Source organism: Kitasatospora sp. NPDC092039 (assembly GCF_044756065.1).
In the GTDB taxonomy this organism is placed as follows: domain Bacteria; phylum Actinomycetota; class Actinomycetes; order Streptomycetales; family Streptomycetaceae; genus Kitasatospora.
This window is the reverse complement of record NZ_JBIVSD010000031.1, coordinates 28746-45136: the sequence shown is the minus strand read 5'-3', so window position 1 is coordinate 45136 and position 16391 is coordinate 28746. Positions and strand designations below refer to the sequence as shown.

Here is a 16391-nt window from a genome sequence, read left to right as displayed (position 1 = left end):
GCCCCGGGGGGCCCCGCGGCCCCCGCGGGGGGGGGGGGGATCGGGCCCCCCCCGCCGCCCCCCCCCCCGGCGCCCGGCGGGGGGGGCCCCCCCCCCCCCGGGGGGGGGGGCCCCTTCCGTCGTCCCGGCGACCGGAACCGACGGCCGGACGCCGTCGGTCGGCCCCGGTCGCTCAGAGTCCGTCGGTCAGCTCGCGGGCCCGCTTGACGTCGTCGGCCATCCGGTCCAGCAGCGCGTCGATGGAGTCGAACTTCTCCATCCCGCGCAGGTAGGCCAGGAAGTCCACGGCCACGTGCAGCCCGTACAGGTCCAGGCCGACCCGGTCGATGGCGTACGCCTCCACGGTGCGGGCGGTGCCGTCGAAGGTCGGGTTGGTGCCGACCGAGATCGCCGCCGGCATCCGCTCGCCGTCCGCGGTCAGCCAGCCCGCGTACACGCCGTCGGCCGGGACCGCGCTGTGCGGCACGGTCTCGACGTTGGCGGTCGGGTAGCCCAGCTCGCGGCCGCGCTGCGCGCCGCGCACCACCACGCCCTCGACCCGGTGCGGGCGGCCCAGCACCTCGTTGGCTCCGGCCATGTCCCCGGTCTCCACCAGCCGGCGGGTCAGGCTGGAGGAGAACGGCTGGCCGTCCCCGGCCGTGCCGCACACCTGGAGGTCGACGACCTCCACCTCGAAGTCGTCCGCCCGGCCCAGCTCGCCGAGCAGCGCGACGTCCCCCGCGGCCCGGTGTCCGAAGCGGAAGTTGGGGCCCTCGATGACGACCCGCGCGTGCAGCGCGTCCACCAGCACCTGCCGGACGAAGGTCTCCGGGGACTCCTTGGAGAACTCGGTGGTGAACGGCAGCACCAGCACCGCGTCCACGCCCAGCTCCGCGATCAGCTCGGCGCGGCGCGGGTGCGGCGCGAGCAGCGGCGGGTGGCTCCCCGGGCGGATGACCTCGCGCGGGTGCGGGTCGAAGGTCACCACGACCGACGGGATGCCGAGTTCGCGGGCCCGCTCGACCGCCCGCCCGATGATCAGCTGATGCCCGCGGTGCACCCCGTCGAACGAGCCGATGGTGACGACGCTGCGTCCCCAGTCACCGGGGATCTCCTCCAGGCCACGCCAGCGCTGCACCTGACCGCTCCTTGTTCCGTACGGCGCGTACCCTCTGTACGCTCAAACGCTCAAAACCCGAACCCCTATAGCGTGCCATGCGCCTGCCCCGGCTCAGGCACCGGAATACGGGTTGAGCGCACCGAGGCCCCCGCGGGCCGCCCGGACACCGTCCGATCGGCCCCGGCGGCGGCGTACCACGGATCCCGTCCGGCCGCCGCCAGGGCCCGCATCCGGGCCGGCCGGGGGCCGTCCGGAGCGGTCGGCGCGGCCCCGGACGGCCACCGGGCGAGCAACCGGGCGAAGGCCGCCGACCGCCCGGCGCAGCGCACCAGGAGCTCGTCCGCGCCCGGCAGGCCCGGGGTGGCCCGGGCCAGCACCGCCCGGGCCCGGGCCGGGTTCTCGGCCGCGCAGTGCTCGGCCAGCCGCTCCACCACGGCGGTCAGCACCACCGGGTCGGCCTCGGCGGCGAGCAGGGCGTCCAGCAGCTCGCAGCGCAGCGCGTCCGCCGCCGGGTCGGCCACCGGGACGGACAGCACCTCGGCGAACGGCCGCCGGACGGCCGCGCTGCGAGTGGCCAGCGCGGCGTCGAGCAGCGCCCGCAGCTCCGTCCGGTCGGCCGGGTGGACGCCGGCGGCGCGTCCCAGCCGGCGGCCGAGGTAGTCGACGGCGACCGGACCGGCCGGCACCGGGTGGATGCGCAGCAGCCGGGCGGCCAGCTCGGCGCCCCGCCGGACGGCCACCGGGGCGGTGGCGTCGGCGAGCACCCGCAGCGTCTCGGCGGGGGCCGCACCGGGGGCGGCCGACCGGTCGGCGAGCGCGGCCAGGACGGCCTCCGGGTCGCTCTCCAGGGCCGGGGCGAGCGCCCGCGGGGTGAGGAAGGCGTCGCCGCCCGCCCGGAGCCGGGCGAGCGCGGCCGGCAGGTGCTCGGCCCTGGTCGCCGGATCGGCGACCAGCAGCGCCAGCGCGGCCCCGTGCAGGCCGGGCTCGTCCTCACGGGCGAGCAGCGTCAGCGCGGTGTACCGCAGCAGCTCGGCCCCGGCACCGGAGGCGTACGGGGCGGTCCGCAGCGCGTGCACGGCGGCCGCGACGTGCCGTTCGGGCCGCCGGTCGTGGCTCCAGCGGTCCACCGCCCGGCAGAGCGCGGACGGCTCCTCGGCGGCGAGCACGGTGAGCAGCGCGTCCGCCGCCGGGTGCGCGGCGGCGGCCAGCGCGTCGGCCAACTCGTCCAGGGCGAGCCGCCGGTGGGCGTACAGCAGGTCGTGGGCGAGGCCGGCCACGGTGCGTCCGGGGCGGCCCGGCAGGCCGCGCGGGTCCTCGAACCAGGCGCAGAGCAGCGGGAAGACTGCGACGGGGTCGGCGCGCAGCCGCTCGGCCACCACGGCGAGGAAGCGCTGCCCCGGGCCGTCGGCGACCACCAGGCGGCGCAGCAGGGCGAGTTCGGCCTCGGCGGGCAGGCCCAGGCCGGTCCAGAAGGCCGGGCCGAAGCGGCCGAGCCCAGCCGCCGGGAGCGCCACCGCGCCCGCCGCGCCGGCCCGTTCGGCGATCCGGTCGGCCAACTGGTCGAGCAGCGCCAGGTGTTCGGCCGGGTCCGGGCTGGCGGCGAGGCCCGCGGTGAGCAGCCGGGCCGCCCACCAGGCGGGTTCGCTGCCCGGCGGGCGCAGGTTAAGGGCGCGCCGGATCCGGTGCAGCCACGGGTCCAGGGCGCCGGCGCCCCCGGTCTCGGCCACCCGGCGCAGTGCGGCGGCGACCGGGCCGACCCGGTGCCGGGCGACGGCGTTCGCTCCGGCGGCCGGCTCCCCCGCCCGATGGCCGCCCGGGTCCCCCGCCCGATGGCCGCCCGGCTCCTCGACCTCGTCTGCGGGCCGGGGCGGGGTGTCCTCGGCCTCGCCGAGCAGCTGCCGCAGCGCCGCGTCCAGGTCCAGGTGCCGGCCCTGCAGCCAGTCCGCGAACTCCCCGTGCGCGAAGCGGAATCCGGGCCCGGCCGGGACGAACAGGCCCTCGGCGAGCACCGCCGCGGCCCAGCCGCCCTCGGCCGGGAACAGCTCCTCGAAGACCGTCCGGTCCAGCCCCCCGCCCGACGGGCCGCCGAGCATCCGCCGGGCCGCCTCGTGCACCCGCCCGGCGACCGCCGCCGCGAGCCGGCGCACCCGCCGGTGCCTGGGCCCGACCGGCCGCGCCGCGCCCCTCCGGTGGGCACCCGGGCGGCGCGGCCGGGCGTCCTCCAGTCGCTGGGCCACCCGCAGGCAGCGCAGGTCCAGGAAGGCCTCGAACAGGTCGCCCCGGCGCACCGGCCCGTCGTGCGGCCCTCCGGCCCACAGCCCCTCGGCCCACAGCTCCCCGGCCAGCCGGACGGCCAGCGGGTGCCGGGCGTCCTCGGCGGCGACCGGGCGCCCCGGGGGCAGGCCGTACCGGCGGCGCACCCGCTCGGCCGCCTCGGGGGGCAGCGGGCCGAGCCGGTGCCCGGCCAGGCTCGGCCCGCCCGGGCCGCGGCCGTCCATCCGCACGGTGGGCGCGCTGCTCAGGTCGCCGTCCGGGTGCGGCTCCGCCGTCCGGCGGGGGCCGGGGGCGCCGCCGCCCCAGGTCTCGGCCGCGAGCCGCTCCCAGAGCTCCTCCCCGCAGGCGGTGACCAGCCGGGCCCCGCAGCCGGTCAGCCACTGGCCGGCGCCGCGCAGCCAGCGCGCGTCCACCGGCAGCGGGGCCTCCTCGGGGCCGTCCAGGACCACCAGCAGCGGACGGCCGGCCGCCGCGCACAGCGCCGCCACCGGTTCGGCCGCGGGCGCCGGGGTGCCGAGGCCGGCCGCCGCGGCGGCCAGTGCCCGCTCCACCGGCTCGGCGAGCGAGCGGTCCCCGGCGCGCAGGTCGGCGCCGCGCAGCCAGAGGGTGGGCAGCGGCCGGGCGCCGCCGTGCCGACGGACGGCCAGCGCGGCCAGTTCGGTGGTGCGCCCGCTGCCGGGGGCGCCGACCAGCACGGTGACGGTCGCGGCCGGCTCCTCCCCGGTCAGGCCGTCCGGCCGGTCCGCCCGGTCGGCGGCCAGCCGGGCCACCCGGCCCGGTCCCGCGCCGGCGGCCGACACCTGGGCGGCGGCCAGCCGCAGCACCCCGGCCAGGTCGAGCGCCGGGCCGTGGCCGGGCACCGCCGCCGCGTCGCGCGCCAGCAGCTCGGCCAGTGCCTCGGCGGCCCGCGTCCCGTCCGCGGGGCCCGTTCCGGCCGCCGCGGCACCCACCGCCACGGCCGGCAGCGCCCCGCCGTGCCAGGGCCCGCGCACGGCGGGCGCGGCCAGTGCGACCACCGCCCCGCTGCGGGCGTCCAGCACCGGCGAGCCGGCCGGCACCGCGACCCCGCCGACCACCGGCACGTCCAGCAGCAGCACCCCGCCCAGCCGGTGCCCGCCGTACGCCGCGCCGGTGACCCCGAGCAGCCCGCAGCGCAGCGCGACCACCCGCCCGTCCTCCGCGGCCAGCGCGGGCAGCAGCACCTCCGGCCCGGTCGCGACGGCGGCCAGCGGCAGCGGGGGCACCGGCAGCCCGCCGGCCGCCCCGGTGCGCAGCAGCGCGAGTCCGTGCCCGGGCAGCGGCAGCACGGCGTCCGGGCCGAGCACCGTGCGCTGCCCGCCGGGGGTGTCCAGGACGATCCGTTCCAGCCCGGCGACGCTCTCGTGCGCCGTCAGCACGGCCCCCTGCGGGTCGGCGACGAAGCCCAAGCCGTGCAGCCGCCCGTCGAGGTCGCGGATCCGCAGCAGGTACCGCCCCGGATCGCCCTCCGGAAACCCCGGCATCTCGCGCCCCTTCGGCCGTCGCTCGCCCGCCGCCGGGAACCTGCCCGCCGGGGCGGCGCCCCGACCGCGCCCGCGCCGCTCACCACGGGCGTTCACCCCGCGCGCCCCCTCGCACGGGTGAAACGCCTCCGGGAACGGCGGAGCCCCCGTCGGGATGACTCCCGACGGGGGCTCCGGACAGCGGCGGGGCCGTCAGCCGACGAAGACCGCGACCGGCTTCGCCTGCCCGCCCTTCTCCTCGACCAGCGCGAGGAAGCGCCCGTCCGGCCCGAACACCGCGATCGGCCCGTCCACGCCCCTCCCGGGCGCCTTCAGCCGGGAGCCGTGCGACAGCTTCTGCGCCGAGGCCTCGTCCAGGTCCCAGCGCGGGAAGGCGGCCGCCGCGGCCTGCCCGATCGGCAGCACCTGCAGCCCCTCCGGGGACTCGCCGGTGACCGCGGCCTCCAGCTGCTCCAGGGTGTGTGCCGACTCCACCCCGTACGGCCCGACCTTGGTGCGGCGCAGCGCGGTCAGGTGCCCGCCGACGCCCAGTGAGGCGCCCAGGTCCCGGGCCAGCGCCCGGATGTAGGTGCCGGAGGAGCACTCGACGGTGACGTCCAGGTCGAGCACCGGCGTGCCGTCCTCGGCGACCGCCGCGCGCTGCCCGTGCACGGTGAAGGAGTGGATCGTGGTCGGCCGGGCGGCGAGCTCGAACTCCTCGCCCTCGCGCACCCGCGCGTACGAGCGCTTGCCGTCGATCTTGATCGCGCTGACCTTGGACGGCACCTGCATGATCTCGCCGGTGAGCGCCGCGATCCCGACGTCGACGGCCTCCCGGGTGACGGCGTCGGCCGGGGCCGAGGAGGTGACCTCGCCCTCGCGGTCGTCGGTGACGGTGGTCTGGCCGAGCCGGATGGTCGCCTCGTAGGTCTTGGCGGTGAGCATCAGGTGGCCGAGCAGCCGGGTGGCCCGCTCGACGCCGATCACCAGCACGCCGGTGGCCATCGGGTCCAGGGTGCCGGCGTGCCCGACCTTCCGGGTCCCGGCCAGCCACCGCAGCTTGGCGACGACCCCGTGCGAGGTGATGCCCTCGGGCTTGTCGACGATCACCAGGCCGTCCGGGCCGGTGCCTTTGCGCTTCATCGGGTTCTTTCTCTCAACAACATCAGCAGAGACGATCAACGTACCGGGCGCAGGGCGCCCCGGAACCGCTCGACCACCGCGGCCACCTCCTCGCGGACGCTGAATCCGGCCGCGAAGACGTGCCCCCCGCCGCCCAGCTCGGCGCAGGCCGCGGCGACGTCCACCGCGCCCTTGGACCGCGAGGAGCCGCGCAGCGTGCCGTCCGGGTCCTGCTTGAGCACCAGCGCCACCTCGGCCTCGGCCGGGCGGCGCAGGACGTCGATCAGTCCCTCGATCTCCTCGACCGTGACGCTGAACAGCGCGAGGTCCTGGTACGGCACCCAGGTCCACACCAGGCCCAGCCCGTCCGCCGCCTCCGGCTCGTAGACGGCCCGGTCGAGCGCGCCCGCGAGCACCTTGAGGTACCCGAACGAGGAGGTGTCCCACAGCTGCCGGGAGATCAGGTCGTGCCGGATGCCGGTGGCCAGCAGCCGGCCCGCCAGCTCGTGGGTGGCGGGCGTGGTGGCCCGGTACTTGAACGACCCGGTGTCGGTGGCGACACCGGTGTAGAGGCAGGTGGCCAGCTCCTGGTCGAGCTCGACGCCGAGCCGGCGCAGCAGTTCGTCGACCAGCACGGCGGTGGCCGGCGCGGTCGGGTCGATCAACTGGTGGGTGCCGAAGCCCGGGTTGGAGGCGTGGTGGTCGAACACCACCAGCACGGGCGCGGCGAAGGCCTTGTCGTGCAGCAGGCCGAGCCGGCTCTCCGCGGCCACGTCGAAGCAGAGCACCAGCTCGGGCTGGTCCGGCACCTCGGCGGCCGGCACGATCAGCTCCTGGCCGGGCAGGAAGGCCAGCGACTCCGGCACGATCTGCGGGTCGTCGCCGAAGGACACCCGCACCTGCTTGCCGAGCGCGCGCAGCGCCAGCGCAGCCGCCAGCGAGGAGCCCAAGGCGTCGCCGTCCGGGCAGATGTGGCAGATCAGGTCGATCGAACGGGCCCGCCCGATCTCCGCCACCACCCGCTGCCAGACCAGCTCGAACCCGCTCTCCTCGCTGCGCGGGGCCGGGAGCGCCGCGAGGGCACCCTCCACCGTGCTGGTGGAGGACGCCCCCGTGGTCGATCCGGCTCGCGAGGCGGCCCGCGCCGGCTCACCCGCCATGACTACTCGTCCTCGTCGTCACGCTCGGACGCCGGAACCCGGTACGGGTCCGCGTCGCCGGCGTAGCTCGCCCCCGCGGCCTGGGTGCGCACGGCGGCGTCCGAGGTGCGGGCCCGGTCGAGCAGGTCGTCGATGTTCCGGGCGTTGTCCGGCAGCGCGTCCGCGACGAAGGTCAGCGTCGGGGTGAAGCGCACCCCGATCTTGCCGACCTCGGAGCGGATCACGCCCTTGGCGCTCTCCAGCGCGGCCGCGGTGGCCTCGCGCTCGGTCTCGTCACCGAAGACGGTGTAGAAGACGGTGGCCTCGCGCAGGTCTCCGGTCACCCGGGTGTCGGTGATGGTCACGAACCCCAGCCGGGGGTCCTTGATCCGCCGCTCCAGGGTCTGGGCGACGACCACCTGGATGCGGTCGGCGAGCTTGCGCGCCCTTGCGGTGTCGGTCACGTTGCCTCCTCGTGCAGTGGGCCCGGTACCCGGGCGAGCTGCGCACCCGTCGGGGCCCACGCCCCAAAGTACCGGCCCGCGCCCGGCCTTGCGGGCGCTCTCGGTCCTGATCCGTGTGAGAACGGCGACTTCCGTCGGCCGGCTCCACGGTCCTCATTCGTCGTCGTCGTTGTGGTACCGCCTCCTCGTGGAGAGGAGCTGCACCTCGGGGCGGCCGGCGACCAACCGCTCACAGCTGTCCAGGACCTCGGTGACGTACCCGGCTTCGCCGGCCACCACCGCGAGGCCGATCTCGGCCCGGCGGTGCAGGTCCTGGTTCCCGGTCTCGGCAGCGCACACGCTGTACTTGCGCTGCAGTTCGGCCACGATGGGCCGCACGATCGAACGCTTCTCCTTGAGCGAGTGGACGTCGCCCAGCAGCAGGTCGAAGGTGAGTGTTCCCACGAACATGTATGACAGGTCTCGCCGACCTGGAAGGCCTCGGGGAGCAGCCCGGAACCGGGCTGACGCCGTTGTGTCTGACTACTCCCGGACCCTACACAGCGAGACCGGGGCCGGTCGACGGAAATACCACCCGTCGACCGGCCCCGGCTGACACCGACTAGGCGCGCGGCTTCTCGCGCATCTCGTAGGTCTCGATGATGTCGTCGACCTTGATGTCGTTGAACGACCCCAGGGTGACACCGGCCTCGAAGCCCTCGCGGACCTCGGTCGCGTCGTCCTTGAAGCGGCGCAGGCCCTCGATGGAGAGGTTCTCCGCCACGACCTTGCCGTCGCGCAGCAGGCGGGCCTTGGCGTTGCGGCGGATGATGCCGTCGCGGACCAGGACACCGGCGATGTTGCCGAACTTGGAGGAGCGGAAGACCTCGCGGATCTCCGCGGCGCCGAGGCGCACCTCCTCGTACTCCGGCTTGAGCATGCCCTTGAGGGCGTTCTCGATCTCCTCGATCGCCTGGTAGATGACCGAGTAGTACCGGACGTCCACGCCTTCCTTCTCGGCCGCGGTGCGCGCACGGCCTTCGGCGCGCACGTTGAAGCCGATGATGATGGCGTCCGAGCCCATCGCCAGGTCCACGTCGGACTCGGTGATGGCACCCACACCGCGGTGCAGGACCCGGAGCTCGACCTCCTCGCCCACGTCCAGCTTGACGAGGGCGTCCTCGAGGGCCTCGACCGAACCGGAGACGTCACCCTTGATGATGAGGTTGAGCTGCTCGATGGAGCCGGCGGCGATGGCCTTGTCCAGGTCCTCCAGGGACACCCGGACCCGACGCTGCGCGAAGGCGGCGTTGCGGTCGCGGGCCGAGCGCTTCTCGGCGATCTGGCGGGCGGTGCGGTCCTCGTCGACGACGATGAAGCTGTCGCCGGCGCGGGGCACCGAGGTCAGACCGAGCAGCAGCACCGGGCGGGACGGGCCGGCCTCGGCGAGGCTGTTGCCGTTCTCGTCCAGCATCGCGCGGACGCGGCCGTAGGCGTCGCCGACCACGATCGAGTCGCCGACGCGGAGGGTACCGCGCTGCACGAGGACGGTCGCCATGGCGCCGCGGCCCTTGTCGAGGTGGGCCTCGATGGCGATACCCTGCGCGTCCTGCTCGGGGTTGGCCCGCAGGTCGAGCGAGGCGTCCGCGGTCAGGACCACGGCCTCCAGCAGCTGGTCGATGTTGAGACCCTGGCGCGCGGAGATGTCGACGAACATGGTGTCGCCGCCGTACTCCTCGGCCACCAGACCGAACTCGGTCAGCTGACCGCGGACCTTGGTCGGGTCGGCGCCCTCGACGTCGATCTTGTTGACGGCGACCACGATCGGCACACCGGCGGCCTTGGCGTGGTTCAGCGCCTCGACCGTCTGCGGCATGACACCGTCGTTGGCCGCGACCACCAGGATCGCGATGTCGGTGGACTTGGCACCACGGGCACGCATGGCGGAGAACGCCTCGTGACCCGGGGTGTCGAGGAAGGTGATCGGGCGCTCTTCGCCGTTCACGATCGTCGCCACCTGGTAGGCACCGATGTGCTGGGTGATGCCACCGGCCTCGCCGGCCACCACGTTGGACTTGCGGATCGCGTCCAGCAGGCGGGTCTTACCGTGGTCGACGTGACCCATGACGGTGACGACCGGCGGGCGCGGGGCCAGCTGGTCCTCGTCGCCCTCGTTGGCACCGAAGTCGATGTCGAACGACTCCAGCAGCTCGCGGTCCTCGTCGTCCCGGCTGACGATCTCCAGGACGAAGCCCATCTCGTCCGCCAGCAGCTGCAGCGTGGCGTCGGAGACCGACTGCGTCGCGGTGACCATCTCACCGAGGTTGAACATGACGGAGACGAGCGCGGCCGGGTTGGCGTTGATCTTCTCCGCGAAGTCCATCAGCGAGGCGCCGCTCGACAGGCGAACGGTCTGGCCGTTGCCGCGGGGCAGCATCACACCGCCGACGGACGGGGCCTGCATGGCCTCGTACTCCTGGCGCTTCGCCCGCTTCGACTTGCGGCCGCGCGCCGGGCGACCGCCCGGGCCACGACCGAAGGCGCCCTGCGTGCCACCACGGGCACCCGGGCCGCCGGGACGACCGCCGAAGCCGCCGGGACGCGGGCCGAAGCCGCCGCCGCCACCGGGGGCACCGCCACCGGGACGCGGGCCGCCGAAGCCGCCGCCACCGGCCGGACGCGAGCCCGGACCGGCCGGACGACCCTGGAAGCCGGGACGGGCGCCACCGGCACCCGGACCACCCGGACGGCCGCCGGGGCCACCCGGACCACGGCCACCCGGACCCGGACGCGGGCCGGCCGGACGCTGCGGCATCATGCCCGGGTTCGGGCGCGGCATGCCGGACGGGGTCGGACCGCCGGGACGCGGCGCGGCCGGACGGGGCATGCCGTCGGGACGCGGAGCACCACCCGGACGGGGGGCACCGGCACCGGGGGCACCGGCCGGACGCGGACGGTCGCCACCGGGACGCGGCGCACCGGCACCGGGGGCACCGGCCGGACGCGGACGGTCGCCGCCCGGACGCGGCGCACCGGCACCGGGGGCACCGGCCGGACGCGGACGGTCGCCGCCCGGACGCGGAGCGCCGCCGCCCTGGGCACCGCCCGGACGCGGGGCACCGCCCTGACCGCCCTGACGGCGGTCGCCGGGACGGCCCATGCCGGTGGCGCTACCCGAGGTGAACGGGTTGTTGCCCGGACGCGGGCCGGCCGGACGCGGGCCCGGACGGGCGCCGCCGGAGGCCTGGCCACCCGGGCGCGGGGCCTGGGTGGACGGACGCGGGGCGTCGCCGGCCGGGGCCGGCGAGGAGAACTCGGCCGCGGGCGCGGCCGGGGCCGCCTGGGCGGCGGGACGCGCGGCCGGGCGCGGGCCCGGGGTCGGCGCGCCCGGCTTCGGGGCGGCGGGGGCGGCCGGCGCGGAAGGCGCGGCGGCAGCCGGGGTCGGACGGGGACCAGGCGCCGCGGCGGGGCGCGGACCCGGAGTCGGAGCCCCCGGCTTCGGGGCACCCGAGCCGGCGGCGGGGGAGGGCGCCGCGGTCTTCCGCGGGCCCGGCTTGGCAGCGGAGCCACCAGTGGGGGCCACACCAAGCGCGTCAGTCAACTTGCGCACGACCGGCGCCTCGATCGTCGAGGACGCCGAACGAACGAACTCACCGAGCTCGGTGAGCTTGGCCATGACGGCCTTGCTCTCCAAGCCAAGCTCCTTGGCGAGTTCATAAACCCGGACCTTAGCCACTTCACTCCTGTCTATGAGTCCGGGGGTCTCGTCCGCCGGACTGTCGCTACTTCATGGGCGTACCCATCGCGTACTCATCGCGTACTCATCGAGTGCTCATCGCAATCTCGACCTACTTCCACATCGCGAGGTACCTGACTGGTGGCACGGCGCGCGGCTGCCCGAACGCTGTGCTTGTTGCGGTGGTTCTCCGCCGCGCGAGCGGCGGCCGTCGCGGGAGGCGGCCCTGCTAGGGGGCTTCGCCCACCCGCTCCCCGATGAACCCGCGGAGCCGCTCCGTGTCGAGCGCGCCCTGGAGCCGGAAGGCCCGGGGGAACGCCCGACGGCGGACCGCGAGGTCGAGGCAGGCCGGATCGGGGTGCAGGTGAGCGCCCCGGCCCGGGAGTGCGCCACGGGGATCAGGGACGCACTCGCCCTCGACCGCCGTGACACGCAACAGCTGGTGCTTGGCCGCGCGCTTGCGGCAGCCCACGCAGGTGCGCTCCGGGCGTGCTCGGACATGCGTCCGGCCAGACGAAGGCAAGTCTACCCCTCCGAGGCGACATGGCGCCGCCCGTCGGTCCCGGAGGACCGACGGGGACACCCTGGACAACACTGATTACCGGGCCTGCGATTCCTCGGACTGGCCCTCGGTGTCCGGCCGGATGTCGATCCGCCAACCGGTCAGACGCGCGGCCAGGCGGGCGTTCTGCCCCTCCTTGCCGATCGCCAGCGACAGCTGGTAGTCCGGCACGATCACCCGGGCGGAGCGCTGGGCGGCGTCCACGATCTCCACGCTGGTCACCCGTGCGGGGGACAGGGCGGCGGCCACCATCTCCCGGGGGTCCTCCGACCAGTCGACGATGTCGATCTTCTCGCCGTGCAGCTCGCCCATCACCGCGCGCACCCGGGAGCCCATCGGGCCGATGCAGGCGCCCTTGGCGTTCAGGCCCTGGCGGCGCGACCAGACCGCGATCTTGGTCCGGTGGCCGGCCTCGCGGGCGATCGCCGCGATCTCCACGCTGCCGTCCGCGATCTCCGGGACCTCCAGCGCGAACAGCTTCTTCACCAGGCTCGGGTGGGTGCGCGACAGCGTCACCGAAGCGCCGCGCACACCCCGGCGCACGGCCACCACGTAGCACTTCAGCCGGGTGCCGTGCCGGTAGTCCTCGCCCGGGACCTGCTCCTGCGGCGGCAGGATGGCCTCCAGCTTGCCGATGTCGACCAGCACGTTCTTCGGGTCGTTGCCCTGCTGGACGACACCGGTGACGATGTCGCCCTCCTTGCCCGCGTACTCGCCGAAGGTCTGGTCGTCGGCGGCGTCGCGCAGGCGCTGCATCATCACCTGGATGCCGATGCTGGACGCGATCCGGCCGAAGCCGTTCGGAGTGTCGTCGAACTCCTTCGGCTCGACGCCCTCCTCCAGCTCCGCCGGGTCCTCCATGGCCCACACGGTGACGTGGCCGCTCTTGCGGTCCAGGTGCACCCGGGCCCGGCGGCGCGAGCCCTCGGTGCGGTGGTACGCGGTGAGGAGGGCGGACTCGATGGACTCGACCAGCAGGTCGAAGGGGATGTTCTTCTCGTTGACCAGCGTGCGCAGGGCACTCATGTCGATGTCCACGGCTACGCCTCCTCGTCTTTCGTCACGTTCGTCATGGTCGTACGGCACCCGGGGGTCACTCGGCGCCGTCCTCCCCCTCGTCGAAGTCCGCGGCCTCGTCCAGGAGCTCGTCGTCCTTGCGGTTGAACTCGACCTGGACGCGCGCCCGGTCGACCTCCGCGTACGCCAGACGACGCTCCTTCGGGCGGCCGCGGCCCTTCACCGGCTGCACCTCGACCAGGGCGCCGTCCTCGTCGGCCTCCAGCACCCGGGCGACGATCTCCCCGCCGTCCACCAGGTGGATCCGGGCCAGCCGGCCCTCGGCGCGCTGCCAGTGCCGGGGCAGGACCAGCGGACGCTCCGCACCCGGCGAGCCGACCTCCAGCAGGTACGCGTCGTCCCCCATCAGGTCCGACTCGTCCAGGGCCGCACCGACCACCCGGCTGAACTCGGCGATGGCGTCCATGTCCACACCGCCGTCGGTGTCGACGTCGATCTGCACCTGCCGGCGGCTGCCCGCCCTGGTGACCCTGACGTCCTCCAGGTCCAGGCCGGCCTGTTCGGCCAGCGGCTCCAGCAACGCTCGCAGCCGGTCGGTGTGGGTGGTGCTCATCCGGGTGGACTCCTCGGCCGCGTCTGCTGTTGTCAGAAGGTCGCTCCGCGCCCCCGGTGCCACACCGGATCACGGCAGCTCGGCCCAAAGCCTATCCGGTCAAGCCCCCAACCACCGATTCCGGACCGCCGCCCACCGCCCCCACGCCACCCACTGCGAGCAAGCTCACACCCGGCACGGCATCCGGCGAACCAGGCCCGGGAACGTGGGGATTCTGTAATCATTCACGCCAACGAGGGCAGCGGGGAGGCCGTCCTCCCGTACCCGCCCGGAGTGACCCCGATGCAGCCGCACAGCCGACGGACCCTCCTGGCCCTCGGACTGCTCACCGCCCTCACCGCCTGCACCGCCGACCCCCGCGGCACCCGCCCGGCCGGCCCCGCCCCGACCCGCGACCCGGACGCCCCCGCCCGGCTCCGCGCGGTCGCCGACACCGATCTGCTGCTCGGCGCCTACGACAACCTGCTCACCGTCCCGGGCGCCCAGACGGCCCTCCTCCAGCCCCTGCGCGACGACACCGCCCAGCACCGCGCCGCCCTCGCCCAGGGCCTGCCGACGGCGAGCCCCTCGCCCACCGGCACCCCGGTCCGCTCCCTGCCCACCCTCCCCGAGCTGGCCCTCATGGAACGCCGGACCGCCGAGTCCCGCCTCAACGGCCTCGACGAGGTCAGCCCGTCCCTCGCCCGGCTGCTCGCCGCCGTCTCCGCCTCCAACGCCCTGCACGCCGCGGCCCTCGGCGACCCGACCCCGGTCAGAACCCCCGACGGCCGTACCGAGGCCACCCCCGCCGCCAGGACCTCCGCCGTCCCCGCCCTGCAGACCGCCCTCGGCGCCGAACACGCCGCCGTCTACGGCTACGGCGTGGTCGGCGCCCACCTCCCCGACGACCCCCAGCGCGCCGACGCCCGCACCACCCACGCCGCCCACCTGGCCCAACGCGACGCCTGGCAGCGCCTCCTCACCTCCTCCACCGCCGCCCCCACCCCCGCCGCCGGCGGCTACCAGCTCCCGTTCCCGGTCGCCTCGCCCGCCGACGCCGCGAAGCTCGCCGTCCACCTGGAGACCCGGCTGACCACCGCCTACGCCGACCTGGTCACCGCGCTCCCCGCCCCTTACCGCCCCTCCGCCGCCACCGCCCTGCGCGAAGCCGCCCTCCGGGCCCGCCACTGGGGCGCCCCGGCCACCCCCTTCCCGGGCCTCCCCGGCTGACCCGGGCCCCGCCGGCTGACCGAAGGGCCCGCACCGACTGACCCCGGGCCCCGGCGGACGCGCGGGGCGAAGCCCGCACGCCCGCCCCGCCCCAAACCCCGACAATGGACCCATGTCGGGAGCCGAACCCACCATCACCGTCCCCAGCCGGCTGACGAACACCGTCACCGCCGCCCACGGCGACGTCGCCCGCCGGTGGCTGGCCACCCTCCCAGCCCGGGCCGCCACCCACCTCGCCGCCCGGAACCTCACCCTGGAACGGGTCCTCGACCCCGGCGGCAGCCTGAGCCTCGTCGCGTACGTCCACCGCGACGACCTCTCCCCCGCCGTCCTCAAGATCGGCCTGCCCACCCCCGAGACCGCCCACGAGCACACCGCCCTCACCCACTGGGCGGGCCGGGGCGCCGTTCTGCTCCTCGACGCCGTCCCCGCCGAAGGCGTCCTGCTGCTCGAACGCCTCCACGGCGAGATCCCGCTGCGCTCCCTCGCCGAGCCCAAGGCCATGCTGGAGGCCACCAGCCTGCTGCACCGCCTCTGGACGGAACTCCCCGAGGGCCATCCGTTCCCGGCCCCCGCCCAGCGGATCGCCACCGCCGCCCGGCTCGCGGAACGCTCCCACCCGGCGGCCGCCGAAGCACGGCACCTGGTCGCCGAGGCCCTGGACACCGCCCGCGACCTGGCCGGCTCCGCCACCGAGTCCTTCCTGCTGCACGGCGACTTCCACCACGGCAACGTCCTGGCCGCCGACCGCGCCCCCTGGCTGGCGATCGACCCGCGCCCGCTCGCCGGCGAACGCGCCTACGACCTGGCCCGCCTGGCCCTGGACCGCGCCGACACCCTGCTCGGCTCCCCCGGCGCCCCCGCCGCCGTCCGCCGCCGGCTGGGCCGGCTCTCCGAGGCCCTGGAGGTCGACCAGGACCGCCTCCGCGGCTGGACCCTCTTCCGCGCCGTCGACCTCGCCCTCCGCGCCCTCGGCGCGGACCGCCGCGAGGACGCCGAGCTGTACCTCGAGTTCGCCAACTCCCTCTAGCCCGAAGCCCCTTGGCCCTCGCCCGCAGGCGCGCTCCAGGCCCCGGCCCCCCGCAGGGGCAGCCGGGCCCCCATCACCGCGTACAGCCGGTCCGTCGCCGGGAACCGCACGGCCCGCGCCAGGTCCCGGTACCCCAGCCCGCGGTACAGCCGCCGCGCCGGCGTCTCCGCGTCGATCGCCGACAGGATGCTCCGGTCGAGTCCCGACCGCTCGCACAGCGTCCGGATGAGCCGAGAACCGACCCCCTGCCCCTGGAACTCCGGCAGCACGTGCAGCTCGGTGACGGCGAACACCCCGTCCAGCCAGTCCCCGTGCCCCTCCGCGGCCAGGTAGGGCTCGATCACCGTGCTCCACCAGTGCTCCCGCTGGTTGGGCATCCCGTACCCGAACCCGACCAGCCGCCCGCCGCTCATCGCCCCGAGCGCGATCACCCCCGGCTGCTGGGCGTGCCGCCCCACGATGTGCAGCCGCACCGCGACCTCCTCGGGCGTCAGCCCGAACGCCACCGCCTGGACCTCCAGCGCCTGCGGCGCCCAGGCCGCAAGGTCGATGGCCTCGATCGTCACCCCGGTCAGCTGATCCATGCTCCGGACGTTACTACCAGCGGCCCCGCGGCGCGGCCGAAGATCCCAACAGCGCTTCGCGCAGCTTGCCGGACCCGCGCGG

The 16391-nt window shown here is 75.9% G+C and carries 13 protein-coding genes; 2 read left to right on the top strand and 11 right to left on the bottom strand.

Annotation, left to right across the window (positions count from 1 at the left end; genetic code table 11):
• Positions 1–172: 172 nt before the first annotated feature.
• The 10 genes from ACIQI7_RS36705 to rimP form a co-directional block, all read right to left on the bottom strand.
• On the bottom strand, positions 173–1117 hold the full coding sequence (locus tag ACIQI7_RS36705; protein ID WP_401118600.1) for a bifunctional riboflavin kinase/FAD synthetase: 945 nt from the start codon (positions 1115–1117) through the stop codon (positions 173–175).
• A 65-nt stretch (positions 1118–1182) separates the two neighbouring features.
• Positions 1183–4875, bottom strand: coding sequence for a serine protease (locus tag ACIQI7_RS36700; protein WP_401118598.1), 3693 nt, complete (start codon positions 4873–4875; stop codon positions 1183–1185).
• Between the two features lie 192 nt (positions 4876–5067).
• Positions 5068–5997: a tRNA pseudouridine(55) synthase TruB gene (gene truB / locus ACIQI7_RS36695; RefSeq protein WP_401118595.1), complete on the bottom strand. Its 930-nt coding sequence runs from the start codon at positions 5995–5997 to the stop codon at positions 5068–5070.
• A 35-nt stretch (positions 5998–6032) separates the two neighbouring features.
• On the bottom strand, positions 6033–7136 hold the full coding sequence (locus ACIQI7_RS36690; RefSeq protein ID WP_401118593.1) for a bifunctional oligoribonuclease/PAP phosphatase NrnA: 1104 nt from the start codon (positions 7134–7136) through the stop codon (positions 6033–6035).
• 2 nt (positions 7137–7138) lie between these two features.
• The gene (gene rbfA, locus ACIQI7_RS36685; RefSeq protein ID WP_207812580.1) at positions 7139–7579 is read right to left on the bottom strand and encodes a 30S ribosome-binding factor RbfA; all 441 of its coding nucleotides are present in this window, start codon (positions 7577–7579) and stop codon (positions 7139–7141) included.
• Positions 7580–7732: 153 nt separating this feature from the next.
• On the bottom strand, positions 7733–8029 hold the full coding sequence (locus ACIQI7_RS36680; RefSeq protein WP_401118590.1) for a DUF503 domain-containing protein: 297 nt from the start codon (positions 8027–8029) through the stop codon (positions 7733–7735).
• 151 nt (positions 8030–8180) lie between these two features.
• Positions 8181–11294, bottom strand: a complete 3114-nt coding sequence (gene infB / locus ACIQI7_RS36675; protein WP_401118587.1) for a translation initiation factor IF-2 — start codon at positions 11292–11294, stop codon at positions 8181–8183.
• Between the two features lie 229 nt (positions 11295–11523).
• On the bottom strand, positions 11524–11817 hold the full coding sequence (locus ACIQI7_RS36670; protein WP_401118584.1) for a YlxR family protein: 294 nt from the start codon (positions 11815–11817) through the stop codon (positions 11524–11526).
• A gap of 75 nt (positions 11818–11892) precedes the next feature.
• Positions 11893–12894, bottom strand: coding sequence for a transcription termination factor NusA (gene nusA / locus ACIQI7_RS36665; RefSeq protein ID WP_387760269.1), 1002 nt, complete (start codon positions 12892–12894; stop codon positions 11893–11895).
• A gap of 55 nt (positions 12895–12949) precedes the next feature.
• Positions 12950–13486, bottom strand: a complete 537-nt coding sequence (rimP, locus tag ACIQI7_RS36660; protein WP_401118581.1) for a ribosome maturation factor RimP — start codon at positions 13484–13486, stop codon at positions 12950–12952.
• A 282-nt stretch (positions 13487–13768) separates the two neighbouring features.
• Between rimP and ACIQI7_RS36655 the strand changes: the two genes are divergently transcribed.
• Complete coding sequence (locus ACIQI7_RS36655) at positions 13769–14695, top strand: ferritin-like domain-containing protein (RefSeq protein ID WP_401118647.1); 927 nt, start codon at positions 13769–13771, stop codon at positions 14693–14695.
• Positions 14696–14807: 112 nt separating this feature from the next.
• Positions 14808–15725, top strand: coding sequence for an aminoglycoside phosphotransferase family protein (locus tag ACIQI7_RS36650; RefSeq protein WP_401118578.1), 918 nt, complete (start codon positions 14808–14810; stop codon positions 15723–15725).
• Here the strand turns inward: ACIQI7_RS36650 and ACIQI7_RS36645 are convergent.
• Positions 15722–16309: a GNAT family N-acetyltransferase gene (locus tag ACIQI7_RS36645; RefSeq protein ID WP_401118576.1), complete on the bottom strand. Its 588-nt coding sequence runs from the start codon at positions 16307–16309 to the stop codon at positions 15722–15724. The two genes, ACIQI7_RS36650 and ACIQI7_RS36645, sit on opposite strands and share 4 nt — an antisense overlap.
• Positions 16310–16391 lie beyond the last annotated feature (82 nt).

What these genes read in the sequence shown, in the direction of transcription:
- ACIQI7_RS36690 (WP_401118593.1), bottom strand. Translation starts at nt 7,136, where the DNA reads ATGGCGGGTGAGCCGGCGCGGGCCGCCTCGCGAGCCGGATCGACCACG.
- ACIQI7_RS36650 (WP_401118578.1), top strand. Translation starts at nt 14,808, where the DNA reads ATGTCGGGAGCCGAACCCACCATCACCGTCCCCAGCCGGCTGACGAAC.
- ACIQI7_RS36700 (WP_401118598.1), bottom strand. Translation starts at nt 4,875, where the DNA reads ATGCCGGGGTTTCCGGAGGGCGATCCGGGGCGGTACCTGCTGCGGATC.
- ACIQI7_RS36655 (WP_401118647.1), top strand. Translation starts at nt 13,769, where the DNA reads ATGCAGCCGCACAGCCGACGGACCCTCCTGGCCCTCGGACTGCTCACC.
- truB (WP_401118595.1), bottom strand. Translation starts at nt 5,997, where the DNA reads ATGAAGCGCAAAGGCACCGGCCCGGACGGCCTGGTGATCGTCGACAAG.
- ACIQI7_RS36680 (WP_401118590.1), bottom strand. Translation starts at nt 8,029, where the DNA reads ATGTTCGTGGGAACACTCACCTTCGACCTGCTGCTGGGCGACGTCCAC.
- rimP (WP_401118581.1), bottom strand. Translation starts at nt 13,486, where the DNA reads ATGAGCACCACCCACACCGACCGGCTGCGAGCGTTGCTGGAGCCGCTG.
- ACIQI7_RS36645 (WP_401118576.1), bottom strand. Translation starts at nt 16,309, where the DNA reads ATGGATCAGCTGACCGGGGTGACGATCGAGGCCATCGACCTTGCGGCC.